Origin of the sequence: Rhizobium sp. SEMIA 4085 (assembly GCF_013004495.1) — a bacterium.
Classification (GTDB): Bacteria; Pseudomonadota; Alphaproteobacteria; order Rhizobiales; family Rhizobiaceae; genus Rhizobium; species Rhizobium gallicum.
In genome coordinates this window covers 1-14,069 of the sequence record NZ_JABEPH010000136.1, presented here as the reverse complement: position 1 = coordinate 14,069, position 14,069 = coordinate 1, and the positions used below count along the sequence as shown (strand labels likewise).

The window sequence follows — 14,069 nt, the reverse complement described above, 5'->3', positions numbered from 1 at the left end:
CCCAGAGACACCGCTGCGACCGGCTGCTCGCTCGCCCGTCCGTCACGCAATGACCGCACCTCGTCCAGCGCGACGAAACGGTACCCGTCATGCGCAAGCCGCGTCAGCGCCGCATCGAGAAATTCCGGCGTGATTTCGAGGTGTGCATTCGGCTCGAAAGCATGCGGCTCGTGCGGCCTGACATGATGGAGGGTGAAGATCGCGCCGCGCCCGCGCGCGCTGCGCATGAGCCGGAGAGCAGCGATGAGATGCGCAGCTTCGAGCCCGCCGGTAATGGCGATCCGTTTCGCGCGACTTTTCCACAGCCTGTGCATTGCGCCTCCCTGAAGACGGGCGAACCTATCAATTATGGTGTTAAGCGTTGTTGAACGTTGCATTTTCGGGTGAAATCTTTACGTTCCGTTCACCAAGAGCAAAGAAAACTCAAAAAATCAGTGTCCGTTGCGTCAAAGTCGCGCCAAATTAGCGGCTTCTGTCGCAGAACGGGACATGTTTTGGCTTCGCCGCAGTCGGCACTTGTATTGAGGGGACTTCATGAAAAGGTTGTTGGCCGCATTTCTAGCTGTGACGCTTGCCGTTTCGGCACCGATCGCGGCCATGGCCGGCAGCGCCTCCCTCATCCTCGATGCCCGGACAGGCAAGGTTCTCGCGTCCGAGAACGGTGATGTGCTGAACCACCCGGCGTCGCTCACCAAGATGATGACGCTCTACCTCACCTTCGAGGCGCTGAACCGCGGCAAGATCACTTGGGACACGCCGATCGTCATGTCGAAATACGCATCCAGCCGCCCGCCGACAAAGCTCGGCGTGAAGGCGGGCGGAACGATCACCGTGCGCGAAGCCGTCTATGGGATGATCGTTAAATCCGCGAATGATGCCGCGGCCGCGGTGGGCGAAACGCTCGCAGGCTCCGAAAGCAACTTCGCCCGCGTAATGACGCAGAAGGCCCGTCAGCTCGGCATGAACCGTACCGTCTTTTATAACGCTTCCGGCCTGCCGGATAAGCGGCAGGTGACGACGGCCCGCGACATGTCCACCCTTGGCGTTGCGCTGCTCAAACACTATCCGAGGGAATACCGGCTCTTTTCGATGACGGCGTTCACCTTCCGCGGCAAAACCATCCGCGGACATAACAACCTGATGGTTCGCTACCAGGGTATGGACGGCATCAAAACGGGTTACACGAACGCCTCCGGTTTCAATCTCGTGAGCGCCGTGCGCGATGGCAACCGCCGCGTCGTCGGCGTCGTTCTCGGCGGCCGCACGGCCCGCAGCCGCGATGCCCAGATGGCCGCACTACTCGACAAGTATCTCGGCCGCGCTTCTAGCGGCGGCAGGCTGCTTGCAAGCGTCGGCGCCAAGCAGCCGGTCGAAGTCGCCTCAGCCGCCGATGCGGATGCACCGCTTGCAGCCGCCGCGCCACGAAGCGAAGCTGAAACCGGCACCGCACCTTTCGCGCTCGGTTACTCTGACACCGCAGCCGTTCCCTTGGAGCGTCCGGCAGCACTTGAGGAAATGGCCAATGCTGGCAAGCCGCAGCCGTCGATCCGCGGCTGGCAGATCCAGATTTCCGCCGCTCCAAGCGCCGACGCCGCCCGTGCGCTGCTTGCGCAGGCAAAGTCCGCAGGCGGCACGGCGCTGAAATCCGCAACGCCCTATACGGAAGCCTTCGGCGCCGGCGCCAACGCCATCTACCGCGCCAGCTTCGTCGGGTTCGAAAGCGAGCAGGCCGCCACCGCCGCTTGCGAAGCCCTCAAGAAGCGCTCCTACGATTGCGTGCTGCTCGCCAACCAAGGCTAAGCTCCCAAACATCCTTCGCTGGACAATCCGGACGAATCGGCCTTCTCCTGTTTTGGATACAAAAGGAGAACGCCGATGCTTGCCGATCTCGCGGAACAGTTCGAATCCTCTTCCCGCCGTTATGCTCAAGTGCATGGCATCGAAAGAGATCCGGATTGGTATCTCCTGAAGCTGCAGGAAGAAATGGGCGAACTCACGCAGGCCTGGAACCGCCTGAGCGGCAGAGGGCGCCCGAACGGCAAGGCGCCGGACGAGCTGAAGCAGGACCTCGCCGACGAAACGGCGGACATGCTCGGCCACATCCTGCTTTTCGCCCGCCAAAACGGCATCGACCTCGCACGAGCGATCGAGCGCAAGTGGCTGTTTAGGCCGTGAGCTGGGTGCGCTTCAGGAAAGTCGACTTGCCACGCAAGCTCCCGGCGATCGACCACCCGCCCTGTTCTTCGGTGTAAGACGCGCTCCCTTTCGTTCGTCCAGGGGAGCGGCTCGTTCATCAGCTCAAAATACCTGCCTTAGCGTCTGGCGGGCCTCAAAACGCGTTTCATGCGCCGAACATCCAGGCGAGGTGATATTCAGCAGGAACTTCTGCCGCCAAAGATTACTCCTGAACTGAGACTCTGGTCCGGTGGACGATCGCTAGACTTCCCTCCGGTAGAACTTGTTGTCCACGGCCATCAAGGGGAAGGAGCGGGGAAGGTCGCCGCGCTTGATCTCAGTGAAGCCGTTCTTCTCGTAAAAGCGATGCGCGGCCAGGAACCTGTCGGTCGTGCCAAGGAAGATCTCGAGAATGCCGTGCGCTTTGGCATGGGTAAAGAGCGTGTCGAGCAGCCTTGCGGCAACGCCGTATCGGGGCCCGCGCACGGGCGCGGCGACGAACATCTTGCGGAGCGCTGCCCGGTTGTTGCCGATATCCTTGAGGCCGATCGTGCCGACGATGACGCCGTCAAGCTCCGCGACCCAGAACTGGCCCTTGCCGGACTGGTAAAAATCCGGGATGACCTGCAGATCCGGTTGGTCGTCGGCTGTGATCGCGAAGCCGAATTCGTCGCGCTGGATCGGCAGGATGACCGAAAAGACGCCATCGATGTCAGGGGCGGCGAAGGGTCTAATCTCGATCTCGCTCATCGCCACCTCCGGATCGTCAGGTTGTCGTGCCGCCAACGGTCACCTGGTCCATGCGCAGATGCGGCTGTCCGACGCCGACCGGAACCCACTGCCCGGCCTTGCCGCAATTGCCGATGCCGGTGTCGAGCTTCATATCGTTGCCGATCATCGATACGCGCTTCATCGCATCCGGGCCGTTGCCGATCAGCATCGCGCCCTTGATTGGTGCGCCGATCTTGCCGTTTTCGATGAGGTAAGCCTCGGTGCAGCCGAAGACGAACTTGCCGGAGGTGATGTCCACCTGGCCGCCGCCGAAGGAGACGGCATAGATGCCCTTCCTCACCGAAGCGATGATCTCTTCCGGCATCTTGTCGCCGCCGAGCATGTAGGTGTTGGTCATGCGCGGCATCGGCACATGGGCATAGCCCTGGCGGCGGCCGTTGCCGGTCGGCTGCATGCCCATCAGCCGGGCGTTCTGGCGGTCCTGCATGTAGCCGACGAGCTTGCCGTTCTCGATGAGCACGTTGTAGCCGGAGGGCGTGCCCTCGTCGTCGATGGTGATCGAGCCGCGTCGGCTATCGATCGTGCCGTCATCGACCACGGTGACGCCCGGTGCAGCCACCATCTGGCCAAGCAGGCCGGCGAAGGCCGAGGTCCTTTTGCGATTGAAATCGCCTTCGAGGCCATGGCCGACCGCTTCGTGCAGCATAACGCCCGGCCAGCCGGAGCCGAGAACGACATCCATTGTGCCGGCCGGCGCTTCGATCGCTTCGAGATTGACGAGTGCCTGACGAAGCGCTTCGTCGGCGCCGTACTGCCAATTGCCCTCGGCAATAAAATCGCCGAAGCCGATGCGCCCGCCGCTGCCATAGGAGCCGCTTTCCTGCCGATCGTCCTTCCCGACGATGACGGAGATGTTGATGCGCGTCATCGGGCGGATATCGCGAACGCGATGACCATCGGCGCGCAGGATATCAACAACCTGCCAGCTTGCGGCGACTGAGGCCGTCACTTGGCGCACCTTGTCGTCCTTGCCGCGCAGGTATGCATCGATATCGGTCAGGACTTTAACCTTCTCTTCGAAGGTTGGCGAGCCGATCGGGTTCTCGTCGCCGTAGAATTTCTTGTTGGTGCGCTGGGGCGCTGCGGCGTAGCTGCCAGAATAGCCCTTCGTGACCGCTCCTACGGCCTCTGCCGCGCGCTTCAGTGCCGCAACCGAAAGATCGCCTGCATGTGCGTAGCCGACCGCTTCGCCGGCGACGGCGCGAAGGCCGAAACCCTGCTCGGTATTGAAGCTTCCGCCCTTGAGGCGGCCATTGTCGAACATCAGCGATTCCGCCTGCGCATGCTCGATGAAGAGCTCGCCGTCATCGGAGCCGGAAAGCGCCTCGGCAACGTGTTTGCGCATCGTCGTTTCGTCGGCGTCGAACAGCGTCAGCAGGTCGGTATTCATAGTCGTATTCTCCGCTTCGAAGCAGAAACGCTTCCAGGCCGATGTAGGTCCGCAGAGCTGTTCGAGCAAGCCCCTATCAGGGCAGGGCGTCGTAGCCTTCTGCAAAGCCCTTTAGGTCGACCGGAATACCGATGCCGTCTTCGGGCGTCTGGAAGACGATGAAAGTGGCGCTGGTGCCGCGGCGGAATGTCTTCAGCAGCTCGTCTTCGAGCACGACTTCGGCGTAGCAGCCGTCGGCAAAGCAGCGCACGAAATAGGCGCGGCCGATGTCCTTGCCGTCGACATTGAGGCCGAGGCCGTTCGGCAGCAGGACACCGAGCGGCGCCAGAACGCGGAGGATCTTCGACTTGCGGTCGGCGGTCTTCAGCACGACGACCGAGAGGCCGACCTCCGGCCGGTCTTCGGCAATCACGTTCTGCATCAGCGCGCATTGCTCGGCCGAAGCGCCAGCCGGCTTGTCGCAGACGACGGACCATGCGCCGTGGTTGGACTTCACGGTTCCGGGGGCCTGTGGCTGGCTTTGTCCGGGCGTTGCCTGCTGCGGGCGATCCGGTTGCGCTGGTGCCGGCTGTGCTGGTGCCGGTTGCTGGGCAGGCGGCTTCGGCGCAGGCTGCTGCTGGGCAAATACGGGGGTTGTCGCCGCGGCTGCGATGCTGGTGGTCAGAATAAGCGACCGCGCGAGGGAACGGAAACCCATGGAAACCTCTGGAATTCGAATCAGTGCCGCTATTGTTGAAGGCCGCCATCGGAAATGAAAAGCCCCGCCCCGTCAAAACCGGGGGACTACGGCAGAAATAGGACCTTTCGCCGATATTGTCGGGAGGGCGGATTGGTTGCAGCCGGTCTTTTTCATATGACCATGAAAATCTTCAGGAATGTTTTGCCCTGGCTGCGGAATTTGACTTTAGGCAAAAATGCCGCATAGACAATCGCTCTGGCCTGTTGCGGTAGATGGCAAACTGTGGTTTGAAGCGCTGAAGATGGCAAGGATTCTGCGTTCGATTTGTGGCAGATCAAGCGCTCGAGGGAGATACTAAGGTGATTAAGAAGGCTTATGCAGCACTGGCCGCGCTGGTCTGTCTGCTTTTTGCTTCCGGCAGTCTTGCCGATCAGCCGCTGCCGTGGCAGGCAACGCTGCAGCCGGCGGCAACGCCGATCATGCGGGAAATCCGCTGGTTCGAACAATATACGCTGTGGTTCATCGTTCCGATCACGCTTTTCGTTCTCGTGCTGCTGATCGTCGCCTGTTTCAAGTTCCGCGCCAGCGCCAATCCGGTGCCTTCGAAGACGAGCCACAACACGCTGATCGAAGTCATCTGGACGGTCGGGCCGGTTCTCGTTCTTCTCTTCCTTGCCGTTCCGTCGTTCAACCTTTTGACGGCGCAGCTCACCCTACCGGAAAACCCGGATGTCACGCTGAAAGCGACGGCCACCCAGTGGCAGTGGAATTACGAATACGCAGGCACCGGCGAGACGCCGCTCGCCTTCGATTCCTACCTGCTCAAGGATCCAGATCGCGCAGCTGCCGGCAAGTCCGACCTCGCCACCTATCCGCGTCTGCTCGCCGTCGACAACGAAGTGGTTCTGCCGGTCAACAAGACGGTCCGTGTTCTCGTGACGGCCGCTCCGACCGACGTTATTCACGCTTTCGCCATGCCGTCCTTCGGCATCAAGATCGACGCCGTTCCCGGCCGTTTGAATGAAACCTGGTTCAAGACGGAGCGCGAAGGCCTGTTCTACGGCCAGTGTTCCGAGCTCTGCGGCAAGGATCACGCGTTCATGCCGATCGCGATCCGCGTCGTGTCCGAAGACAAGTACAAGCAGTGGCTGACGGCTGCCGCTTCTGATCTTCCTGGAGCCTACAAGGCTCTCCTGGCTGCCACCGACGGTCCTGCAAAGACCGTCGACGTCGCCGAAAACATACAGTAATAGAAGGGGCTCGGGACAATGGCTGGACCTTCCGCTCACGATCATTCTCATGATCACTCGCATGACGCTCATGCGCATGACGATCATCACGACCACTCGCACAAGCCGAGCTTTGTCAACCGCTGGTTCTTTTCGACGAACCACAAGGACATCGGCACGCTCTACCTGATCTTCGCGATCATTGCCGGCATCGTCGGCGGCGCGCTCTCTGTTGCCATGCGCATGGAGCTTCAGGAGCCAGGCATCCAGATCTTCCACGGCCTGGCCTCGATGGTCTATGGTTACGAAGGCGACGCCGCCATCGACGGCGCCAAGCAGATGTTCAACATGTTCACGACTGCGCACGCGCTGATCATGATCTTCTTCATGGTCATGCCGGCGATGATCGGCGGTTTTGCCAACTGGATGGTGCCGATCATGATCGGTGCGCCGGACATGGCATTCCCGCGTCTGAACAACATTTCCTTCTGGCTAATCGTTCCCGCCTTCCTTTTGCTCGTGCTTTCGATGTTCGTCGAAGGCCCGGCGGGCGCTTACGGTGCCGGCGGCGGCTGGACACTCTACCCGCCGCTTGCCACCTCCGGTACGCCCGGTCCGGCGGTCGATCTTGCGATCTTTGCGCTGCATGTCGCGGGAGCCTCCTCGATCCTCGGTGCGATCAACTTCATCACCACGATCCTGAACATGCGCGCTCCGGGCATGACGCTGCACAAGATGCCGCTCTTCGCCTGGGCCGTTTTGATCACGGCTTTCCTGCTGCTGCTCTCGCTGCCGGTTCTGGCAGGCGGCATCACCATGCTGCTCACCGATCGCAACTTCGGCACGTCGTTCTTCGCGCCGGAAGGCGGCGGCGATCCGATTCTTTACCAGCACCTGTTCTGGTTCTTCGGTCACCCGGAAGTCTACATCCTGATCCTGCCAGGCTTCGGCATGGTCAGCCACATCATCTCGACCTTCTCGCGCAAGCCGGTCTTCGGCTACCTTGGCATGGCATATGCCATGGTCGCGATCGGTGCCGTCGGCTTCGTCGTCTGGGCCCACCACATGTATACGGTCGGCCTGTCGCTCGATGCGCAGCGCTACTTCGTCTTCGCGACGATGGTCATCGCCGTTCCGACGGGCGTGAAGATCTTTTCGTGGATTGCAACGATGTGGGGCGGCTCGATCACCTTCCGCACGCCGATGATCTGGGCGATCGGCTTCATCTTCCTGTTCACGGTGGGCGGCGTGACGGGTGTTCAGCTCGCTAACGCCGGTCTCGACCGCTCGCTGCATGACACCTATTACGTCGTGGCACATTTCCACTACGTTCTGTCGCTCGGTGCCGTTTTCGCCATCTTCGCCGGCTGGTACTACTGGTTCCCGAAGATGACCGGCTACATGTACAACGAGTTCGTCGGCAAGCTGCACTTCTGGGTCATGTTCATTGGGGTCAACCTGGTGTTCTTCCCGCAGCATTTCCTCGGCCTTGCTGGAATGCCGCGCCGTTACATCGACTATCCGGATGCATTTGCCGGCTGGAACTACGTTTCCTCGATCGGCTCCTACATCTCGGCCTTCGGCGTGCTGATCTTCCTCTTTGGCGTCTTCGAAGCCTTCGCCAGGAAGCGCGTCGCCGGCGACAATCCGTGGGGCGAAGGTGCCACGACGCTCGAATGGCAGCTGCCTTCGCCGCCGCCGTATCACCAGTGGGAACAGCTCCCGCGCATCAAGTAAGATGCTGATATTCCGGGCGCCGCATGCAAATGCGGCGCCCGGCCTTGAAGAATGCAGGACGGAAGAATGAGGGTCATAAACAATCACGAGGTACTTGTGAACGACGGCGAACATCTCCTGTCGGAAGCCAGTGCGCGCGATTATTTCGAGCTTCTGAAGCCGCGCGTCATGTCGCTCGTGGTCTTCACGGCTTTTGCCGGCCTCGTGCTGGCACCCGGCCACATCAATCCCGTGCTCGGCCTGATTTCGATCCTCTGCATTGCCATCGGCGCAGGCGCCTCGGGCGCGCTTAACATGTGGTACGATGCCGATATCGACGCCATCATGACCCGCACCGCGCGCCGCCCGATTCCGGCAGGTCGCATCACGCCGAAGGAAGCACTGGCCTTCGGCCTGATCCTCTCCTGTTTTTCGGTCGTCATCCTCGGCCTCGCGGTCAACTGGCTCTCGGCATCGATCCTCGCCTTCACGATTTTCTTCTACGTCGTCATCTACACCATGTGGCTGAAGCGTTCGACGCCGCAGAACATCGTCATAGGCGGTGCCGCCGGCGCCTTCCCGCCGATGATTGGCTGGGCGTGCGTGACGAATTCGGTGACGATCGAAAGCACCGTCCTGTTTCTCATCATCTTCCTCTGGACGCCGGCGCACTTCTGGGCGCTCGCGTTGTTCAAGATGCGCGATTATGAGGCCGTCGGCGTGCCGATGCTGCCGAACGTATCTGGCGAGCGCGCCACCAAGCACCAGATCGTCGCCTATGCCGTATTGACGGCCGTGTGCGGCGTCGTTCCGTCCTTCCTCGGCTTTGCGAGCGCGGGATATGGTCTTGTCGCGGCATCGCTCGGCGCGGTCTTCATATACTGTTCGATCGCCGTCTGGCGCATGCCGGATGGCGATCCCAAGATGATCCCGGCGAAGAAGCTTTTTGCTTTCTCGATCTTTTATCTCTTCGCCATCTTTTCTGCCCTGTTGATAGACCGGCTCGCTTCCATGCTGGTCTCGCATGCAGGAGGTTTGCTTTGATGGAAACGGTCAAGCTCACGGAAGCGCAGCGCAAGTCGCGCCGCAACCGGAACATCGCTCTCGGCCTCGCCCTTGCTGGCCTTTGCGTTCTCTTCTACGCCATCACCATCGTGAAGTTCACCGGGCACGGAGGATAAACCGATGAGCGATACCGTAAACGCACAGAACAAGCAGGGCCGCAACAACGGCGCCGTCGTCTTCATGTGCCTGAGCTTCGTCATCGGTATGACGGCGATGAGCTATGCCGCGGTTCCGCTCTACCGCATCTTCTGCCAGATGACGGGTTACAACGGCACCACGCAGCGTGTCGATCAGGCGTCGAGCGTCATCCTCGACCGCAAGATGCGCGTGACCTTCGACGCCAATGTGGCGTCGGGCCTGTACTGGGACTTCAAGCCGGTGCAGCGCGAGGTCAATCCGCGCATCGGCGAGACCATCCAGGTCAATTTCGTGGCGGAGAACAAGTCGAACGAGACGCAACGCGGCCAGGCAGTCTTCAACGTGACGCCGGGCGAGGCGGGGGGCTACTTCAACAAGATCCAGTGCTTCTGCTTTACCGAAACGGATCTGAAGCCGGGCCAGAAGCTTGAAATGCCCGTAGTGTTCTATATCGATCCGGATATTACCAAGGCCGTCGAGTCGAAAGACATCCACACGATTACGCTGTCATATACGTTCTACCCGAAAGAGGGACCGGAGCCGGTGGCTTCGAACGAGGGTAGAGCGCAGAAGGTTGAAAAGAAACTTTGATTGAGGATCGTTTCCGGCTATGCCGGAGGCGAAGCGAAGGAAGACATCCCGGGGATCTGACATGGCCGATGCGCATCAGAAAAATCACGACTACCACATCATCGACCCAAGCCCGTGGCCGATTTTGGCGTCGCTTGGCGCCTTCATCGTAACATTCGGCGGCGTCGGCTATATGCGCTACCTGAACGGCGGTTCGCTCCATCTTTTTGGCGTCGAATGGGCCCAGCCCTGGCTGTTTTACATCGGCCTCGTACTGATACTCTATGTCATGTACGGCTGGTGGGCCGATACGGTGAGGGAGGCTCATGAGGGTGCCCATACCCGCGTCGTCTCGCTGCATCTGCGCTACGGCATGATCATGTTCATCGCCTCGGAAGTGATGTTCTTCGTCGCCTGGTTCTGGGCCTATTTCGACGCCAGTCTCTTTGCGAATGAAGCAATCCAGGCGTCGCGCCTTGCATATACTGGTGGCCAGTGGCCGCCGAAGGGCATTGAGGTTCTCGATCCCTGGCACCTGCCGATCTACAACACCGTCATCCTGCTGCTGTCCGGCACGACGGTCACCTGGGCGCATCATGCGCTGCTGCACAATGATCGCAGAGGTCTCATTCAGGGCCTGACGCTCACCGTCCTGCTCGGCGTCCTGTTTTCCGGCGTCCAGGCTTACGAGTACATGCACGCGCCCTTCGCGTTCAAGAACTCGATCTACGGCGCCACCTTCTTCATGGCGACCGGTTTCCACGGTTTCCACGTGCAGATCGGAACGATCTTCCTGCTGGTCTGCCTGCTGCGCGCGCTGCGTGGCGACTTCACGCCGAAGCAGCACTTCGGTTTCGAAGCCGCCGCCTGGTACTGGCATTTCGTCGACGTCGTCTGGCTCTTCCTGTTCTTCTGCATCTACGTCTGGGGCGGCTGGGGCGCTCCTGTCGCGGCAGGCTGATGGACCGAAAGAAAATTAGCAAGGCGGGAGCCATCGGCGCCCGCCTTTTTTCATCGCTACCTTGAAGCAGCGATCCGCTCGAAGGCCGATGGCTCCGCAATTCCGAGATCGAGTTGGTGCCGGATCGCCTCGGCGCATTCATATGGCGTCAGTACCGAGGTATCGAGCTCGAGATCGTAGATACCCGGCCTGTGCACCTCCTCCTGCCAGCGCCGCACGGGGTCCGGAACAGGGATCTCGCCATTGCCTCTTTCGTAAAGATTCTCGCGCCCGGGCTCCTCGATGTTGCGGCGCTTCATGATGGCGTCGAGCGGGCAGCGCACACCGACGAAGAGAACCGGGAAACCTTCAAGCCGCCGGGCGCAATCGGTGAGAATCCCGAGCGGCTGCGAAAAGGCGTCGTGATGACCGAGGTCGGCAACGACGTTCAGCCCGAGCCCGGCATGGATGGCGATGGACTCGTAGAGTGCCGCGTAGAAGAACGGCACCAGTTCCTCAAGATCGGGGCGCTCGCCGCCGGGGCGAAGGCCGATGCCCGGCAGGTAGCGCGCCGGCGTCGCGGCATTGTAGATGTCGACGCCGAGGTTCATCCAAGGTCCTTCGAACTGCTGCTGAACGGCTCTCGCGATCGTCGTCTTGCCGCTTCGCGGCGCCCCGTTCAGGATCACGATCTGGCCCGCAGGGTTCTCGTTACTCATCAGCTTCTTCTTCTGTTTGGCGCGAATCGCTGAGGCGAAATCGCGCAGCTATTTCCTTTCGTCCTGCAGATACTTTATGGGAGAGTTAAGGCGCGGCTGAAAATGATCTCCGGCCGAAAGGAAGACGATGAGCCAAGACAGTGCAAATTTTCCCCCTGTGGATCCCGTAAGGACCGGGATGCGGGGCTGCTGCCCGCGCTGCGGACAGGGAAAATTGTTCGATGGCGTGCTCGCGGTGAGGCCACGCTGTGCAGCCTGCGGCCTCGATTATTCCTTCGCCGATTCCGGCGATGGCCCCGCCGTCTTCGTCATTCTCATCGTCGGCTTCATCATCATCGGCTCCGTGCTCTGGCTGGAGGTGAACTATTCGCCGCCGATCTGGCTGCACATTCTGCTGTTCGCTCCGTTGACGATCGCTCTTTCGCTGGTGGCGCTGCGTTGGTGCAAGGGCATCCTGATCGCCGTGCAATACCGCCACAATGCCCGTGAAGGACGCATTTCCAGTGACTGATACCCAGGCCGTGGCTGCGCGTCGCAGGCTGCCGGTCTTCACCGGCATTGCCGTGCTGATTGCTCTCGCCATCCTCGTCTCGCTCGGCACCTGGCAGGTGGAGCGCCTGCATTGGAAGGAAGGGCTGATCGCCAGTATTGCGCAGCGCCGCGCCTCGTCGCCGGTACCGCTCGCCGATATCGAGCGGATGCTCGCCTCGGGCGGCGACATCGAGTACCGGCCCGTCACGACAACCGGCCGTTATGTGAACAACAAGGAGCGGCACTTCTTCGCCACCTGGCGCGGCCAGACAGGCTATTACATCTACACCCCGCTTGAGCTTGCCGGCGGACGCTACCTCTTCGTCAATCGCGGCTTCGTTCCTTTTGAGAACAAGGAGCCGGAAATGCGCATGCAGGGCCAACTGACCGGCGAGCAGATGGTCACCGGCCTGACGCGCAAAAAGTTGCCTGGAAAACCTTCCCGGCTTGTACCGGACAACGATGTCGCTAAGAACATCTTCTACTGGAAAGACCTCGACGTGATGGCAGCAAGCACTGGTCTCAACAAGGCGAGCGTCTTGCCCTTCTTCGTCGATGCCGATTCGACGCCCAATCCGAAAGGCCTGCCGATCGGCGGCGTCACCGACGTCGACCTGCCGAACAACCACTTGCAATATGCCTTTACTTGGTATGGCCTGGCGGCGGTGCTGGTCGTGATCGTTGCGATCTCGTGGTTCCGCGGGCGCGGCAAGCCGGCCTCGCAATAGTATCGCTTCAATTCCTTCTTATATTGGGCTAGACAGCCCCTATCCCAGATTACCGGACATGACATGAACATAGCGGCGAAACCTCCATTGACGATCAGGCTTTGCGGACCGCGCGGCTTCTGCGCCGGCGTCGACCGCGCCATCCAGATCGTCGTGCTGGCGCTGAAGTCCTATGGCGCGCCCGTCTACGTCCGCCACGAGATCGTACATAACCGCTACGTCGTCGAGGGACTGGAGGCCAAGGGCGCGGTCTTCGTTGAAGAACTCGATGAAATACCGGCAGAGCACCGAGCCCAGCCCGTCGTTTTTTCTGCGCACGGCGTCCCGAAGTCCGTTCCCGAAGATGCGAACGCCCGCAATCTTTTCTATCTCGATGCCACCTGTCCGCTGGTTTCCAAGGTTCACAAGCAGGCGATGCGGCACAATCGCCTCGGCCGCCATGTCGTGCTGATCGGCCATGCCGGTCATCCGGAAGTCATCGGCACGATGGGTCAGCTTCCCGAGGGCTCGGTCTCGCTGATCGAGACGGTCGAAGACGCCGATGCCTATCAGCCTGCCGATCCCGACAATCTGGGCTACGTGACCCAGACGACGCTTTCGGTCGACGACACGGCCGGCGTGATTGCGCGTCTCGAGCAGCGTTTCCCGAAGCTGACGGCACCCGCCGCCGACTCGATCTGCTATGCCACGACCAACCGCCAGGAAGTGGTCAAGCAGGCCGCATCCGGCTGCGACCTCTTCATCATCGTCGGTGCGCCGAATTCCTCCAACTCCAAGCGCCTTGTCGAAGTCGCGCTGAGGGCAGGGGCAAAGAAGTCGATCCTCGTGCAGCGCGCCGCTGAACTGGACTGGAACGAGATAGGTCCGATTTCGACGCTTGGCCTTTCCGCCGGTGCCTCCGCGCCGGAAGTGATCGTCAACGAGATCATCGAGGCCTTCCGGGCGCGTTTCGACGCCAGGGTGGAGCTTGCCGAGACCGTGCAGGAAAACGAGCATTTCCTGGTCAACCGGGAACTGCGCAACATCGAGCTGACGACGGCTGACATGGCTTTTGTGAACGGGGATTAGAGGCTTGGATCGTGCCGCTTACCCTCCTCTGCCGTGCCGGGCATCTCCCCCACAAAGGGGGAGATCGGCAGTAGCACCGTCTCCGGCAATCGCGACGAAGACGATAGAGTGCAAGGCAAGACGCATGCTTTTGATCTCCCCCTTGTGGGGGAGATGTCACGAAGTGACAAAGGGGGGTATCCCCATGCGCTTCACCACTGCCCCTTTGCGTATTTAATGTGAGAGCCCTCCTTGGCAGTCTATACCGATATTTCAGAAGACGATTTGAAGTGGTTTTTGACGGAGTATGATGCAGGCACTTTGCTTTCCTACAAGTGGATTGGCGGCGG

General features: G+C 60.7%; 15 protein-coding genes and 2 pseudogenes. 12 read left to right on the top strand and 5 right to left on the bottom strand.

The features are described from left to right. Positions 1-314, bottom strand: a pseudogene (locus tag C9413_RS15435) (polysaccharide deacetylase); the annotation flags it as partial. Positions 315-534: 220 nt separating this feature from the next. Between C9413_RS15435 and C9413_RS15430 the strand changes: the two are divergent. Further along, a complete protein-coding gene (locus tag C9413_RS15430; protein WP_039844184.1) occupies positions 535-1,800 on the top strand; it encodes a D-alanyl-D-alanine carboxypeptidase family protein in 1,266 nt (421 codons plus the stop codon). 75 nt (positions 1,801-1,875) lie between these two features. Continuing rightward, a complete protein-coding gene (locus C9413_RS15425) occupies positions 1,876-2,175 on the top strand; it encodes a MazG nucleotide pyrophosphohydrolase domain-containing protein (protein ID WP_039844185.1) in 300 nt (99 codons plus the stop codon). Between the two features lie 261 nt (positions 2,176-2,436). On the opposite strand, the gene C9413_RS15420 is transcribed toward C9413_RS15425, so the two are convergent. From C9413_RS15420 to C9413_RS15410, 3 genes are all read right to left on the bottom strand, one after another. After that, on the bottom strand, positions 2,437-2,925 hold the full coding sequence (locus C9413_RS15420) for a GNAT family N-acetyltransferase (RefSeq protein WP_039844186.1): 489 nt from the start codon (positions 2,923-2,925) through the stop codon (positions 2,437-2,439). Positions 2,926-2,941: 16 nt separating this feature from the next. Further along, positions 2,942-4,357 carry a metalloprotease TldD gene (gene tldD / locus C9413_RS15415; RefSeq protein WP_039844187.1) on the bottom strand — a complete coding sequence of 472 codons (1,416 nt, stop codon included), beginning with the start codon at positions 4,355-4,357 and terminating at the stop codon, positions 2,942-2,944. A gap of 76 nt (positions 4,358-4,433) precedes the next feature. Beyond that, positions 4,434-5,054, bottom strand: a complete 621-nt coding sequence (locus C9413_RS15410) for an invasion associated locus B family protein (RefSeq protein ID WP_170250610.1) — start codon at positions 5,052-5,054, stop codon at positions 4,434-4,436. A 341-nt stretch (positions 5,055-5,395) separates the two neighbouring features. Between C9413_RS15410 and coxB the strand changes: the two genes are divergently transcribed. The 6 genes from coxB to C9413_RS15380 all read left to right on the top strand — a co-directional run bounded on the left by coxB (position 5,396) and on the right by C9413_RS15380 (position 10,715). Continuing rightward, positions 5,396-6,286 carry a cytochrome c oxidase subunit II gene (gene coxB / locus C9413_RS15405; protein ID WP_039844188.1) on the top strand — a complete coding sequence of 297 codons (891 nt, stop codon included), beginning with the start codon at positions 5,396-5,398 and terminating at the stop codon, positions 6,284-6,286. 18 nt (positions 6,287-6,304) lie between these two features. Next, on the top strand, positions 6,305-8,002 hold the full coding sequence (ctaD, locus tag C9413_RS15400) for a cytochrome c oxidase subunit I (protein ID WP_022716479.1): 1,698 nt from the start codon (positions 6,305-6,307) through the stop codon (positions 8,000-8,002). Positions 8,003-8,068: 66 nt separating this feature from the next. Beyond that, the gene (locus C9413_RS15395) at positions 8,069-9,025 is read left to right on the top strand and encodes a heme o synthase (protein ID WP_022716478.1); all 957 of its coding nucleotides are present in this window, start codon (positions 8,069-8,071) and stop codon (positions 9,023-9,025) included. Next, positions 9,025-9,162: a hypothetical protein gene (locus tag C9413_RS15390; protein ID WP_022716477.1), complete on the top strand. Its 138-nt coding sequence runs from the start codon at positions 9,025-9,027 to the stop codon at positions 9,160-9,162. Before C9413_RS15395 ends, C9413_RS15390 begins: the two co-directional genes overlap by 1 nt. Before the next feature lie 4 nt (positions 9,163-9,166). After that, positions 9,167-9,775: a cytochrome c oxidase assembly protein gene (locus C9413_RS15385; RefSeq protein WP_170250609.1), complete on the top strand. Its 609-nt coding sequence runs from the start codon at positions 9,167-9,169 to the stop codon at positions 9,773-9,775. Positions 9,776-9,836: 61 nt separating this feature from the next. After that, complete coding sequence (locus C9413_RS15380; protein ID WP_039844190.1) at positions 9,837-10,715, top strand: cytochrome c oxidase subunit 3; 879 nt, start codon at positions 9,837-9,839, stop codon at positions 10,713-10,715. 56 nt (positions 10,716-10,771) lie between these two features. On the opposite strand, the gene C9413_RS15375 is transcribed toward C9413_RS15380, so the two are convergent. After that, on the bottom strand, positions 10,772-11,413 hold the full coding sequence (locus tag C9413_RS15375) for a chloramphenicol phosphotransferase (RefSeq protein ID WP_039844191.1): 642 nt from the start codon (positions 11,411-11,413) through the stop codon (positions 10,772-10,774). Between the two features lie 127 nt (positions 11,414-11,540). Here C9413_RS15375 and C9413_RS15370 point away from each other — a divergent pair, with 127 nt between their 5' ends. From C9413_RS15370 to C9413_RS15355, 4 genes and pseudogenes are all read left to right on the top strand, one after another. Then, complete coding sequence (locus C9413_RS15370; RefSeq protein ID WP_039844192.1) at positions 11,541-11,924, top strand: DUF983 domain-containing protein; 384 nt, start codon at positions 11,541-11,543, stop codon at positions 11,922-11,924. After that, positions 11,917-12,672, top strand: a complete 756-nt coding sequence (locus C9413_RS15365) for an SURF1 family protein (RefSeq protein WP_039844193.1) — start codon at positions 11,917-11,919, stop codon at positions 12,670-12,672. The genes C9413_RS15370 and C9413_RS15365 overlap by 8 nt, the downstream gene beginning before the upstream one ends. 63 nt (positions 12,673-12,735) lie before the next feature. Then, positions 12,736-13,740, top strand: coding sequence for a 4-hydroxy-3-methylbut-2-enyl diphosphate reductase (gene ispH / locus C9413_RS15360; RefSeq protein ID WP_039844194.1), 1,005 nt, complete (start codon positions 12,736-12,738; stop codon positions 13,738-13,740). A 231-nt stretch (positions 13,741-13,971) separates the two neighbouring features. Beyond that, positions 13,972-14,069: pseudogene (locus C9413_RS15355) on the top strand (homoserine kinase); the annotation flags it as partial.

What these genes read in the sequence shown, in the direction of transcription:
- C9413_RS15410 (WP_170250610.1), bottom strand. Translation starts at nt 5,054, where the DNA reads ATGGGTTTCCGTTCCCTCGCGCGGTCGCTTATTCTGACCACCAGCATC.
- C9413_RS15385 (WP_170250609.1), top strand. Translation starts at nt 9,167, where the DNA reads ATGAGCGATACCGTAAACGCACAGAACAAGCAGGGCCGCAACAACGGC.
- C9413_RS15390 (WP_022716477.1), top strand. Translation starts at nt 9,025, where the DNA reads ATGGAAACGGTCAAGCTCACGGAAGCGCAGCGCAAGTCGCGCCGCAAC.
- ispH (WP_039844194.1), top strand. Translation starts at nt 12,736, where the DNA reads ATGAACATAGCGGCGAAACCTCCATTGACGATCAGGCTTTGCGGACCG.
- C9413_RS15425 (WP_039844185.1), top strand. Translation starts at nt 1,876, where the DNA reads ATGCTTGCCGATCTCGCGGAACAGTTCGAATCCTCTTCCCGCCGTTAT.
- C9413_RS15375 (WP_039844191.1), bottom strand. Translation starts at nt 11,413, where the DNA reads ATGAGTAACGAGAACCCTGCGGGCCAGATCGTGATCCTGAACGGGGCG.
- C9413_RS15420 (WP_039844186.1), bottom strand. Translation starts at nt 2,925, where the DNA reads ATGAGCGAGATCGAGATTAGACCCTTCGCCGCCCCTGACATCGATGGC.
- C9413_RS15430 (WP_039844184.1), top strand. Translation starts at nt 535, where the DNA reads ATGAAAAGGTTGTTGGCCGCATTTCTAGCTGTGACGCTTGCCGTTTCG.
- tldD (WP_039844187.1), bottom strand. Translation starts at nt 4,357, where the DNA reads ATGAATACCGACCTGCTGACGCTGTTCGACGCCGACGAAACGACGATG.
- C9413_RS15380 (WP_039844190.1), top strand. Translation starts at nt 9,837, where the DNA reads ATGGCCGATGCGCATCAGAAAAATCACGACTACCACATCATCGACCCA.
- C9413_RS15370 (WP_039844192.1), top strand. Translation starts at nt 11,541, where the DNA reads ATGAGCCAAGACAGTGCAAATTTTCCCCCTGTGGATCCCGTAAGGACC.
- ctaD (WP_022716479.1), top strand. Translation starts at nt 6,305, where the DNA reads ATGGCTGGACCTTCCGCTCACGATCATTCTCATGATCACTCGCATGAC.
- C9413_RS15395 (WP_022716478.1), top strand. Translation starts at nt 8,069, where the DNA reads ATGAGGGTCATAAACAATCACGAGGTACTTGTGAACGACGGCGAACAT.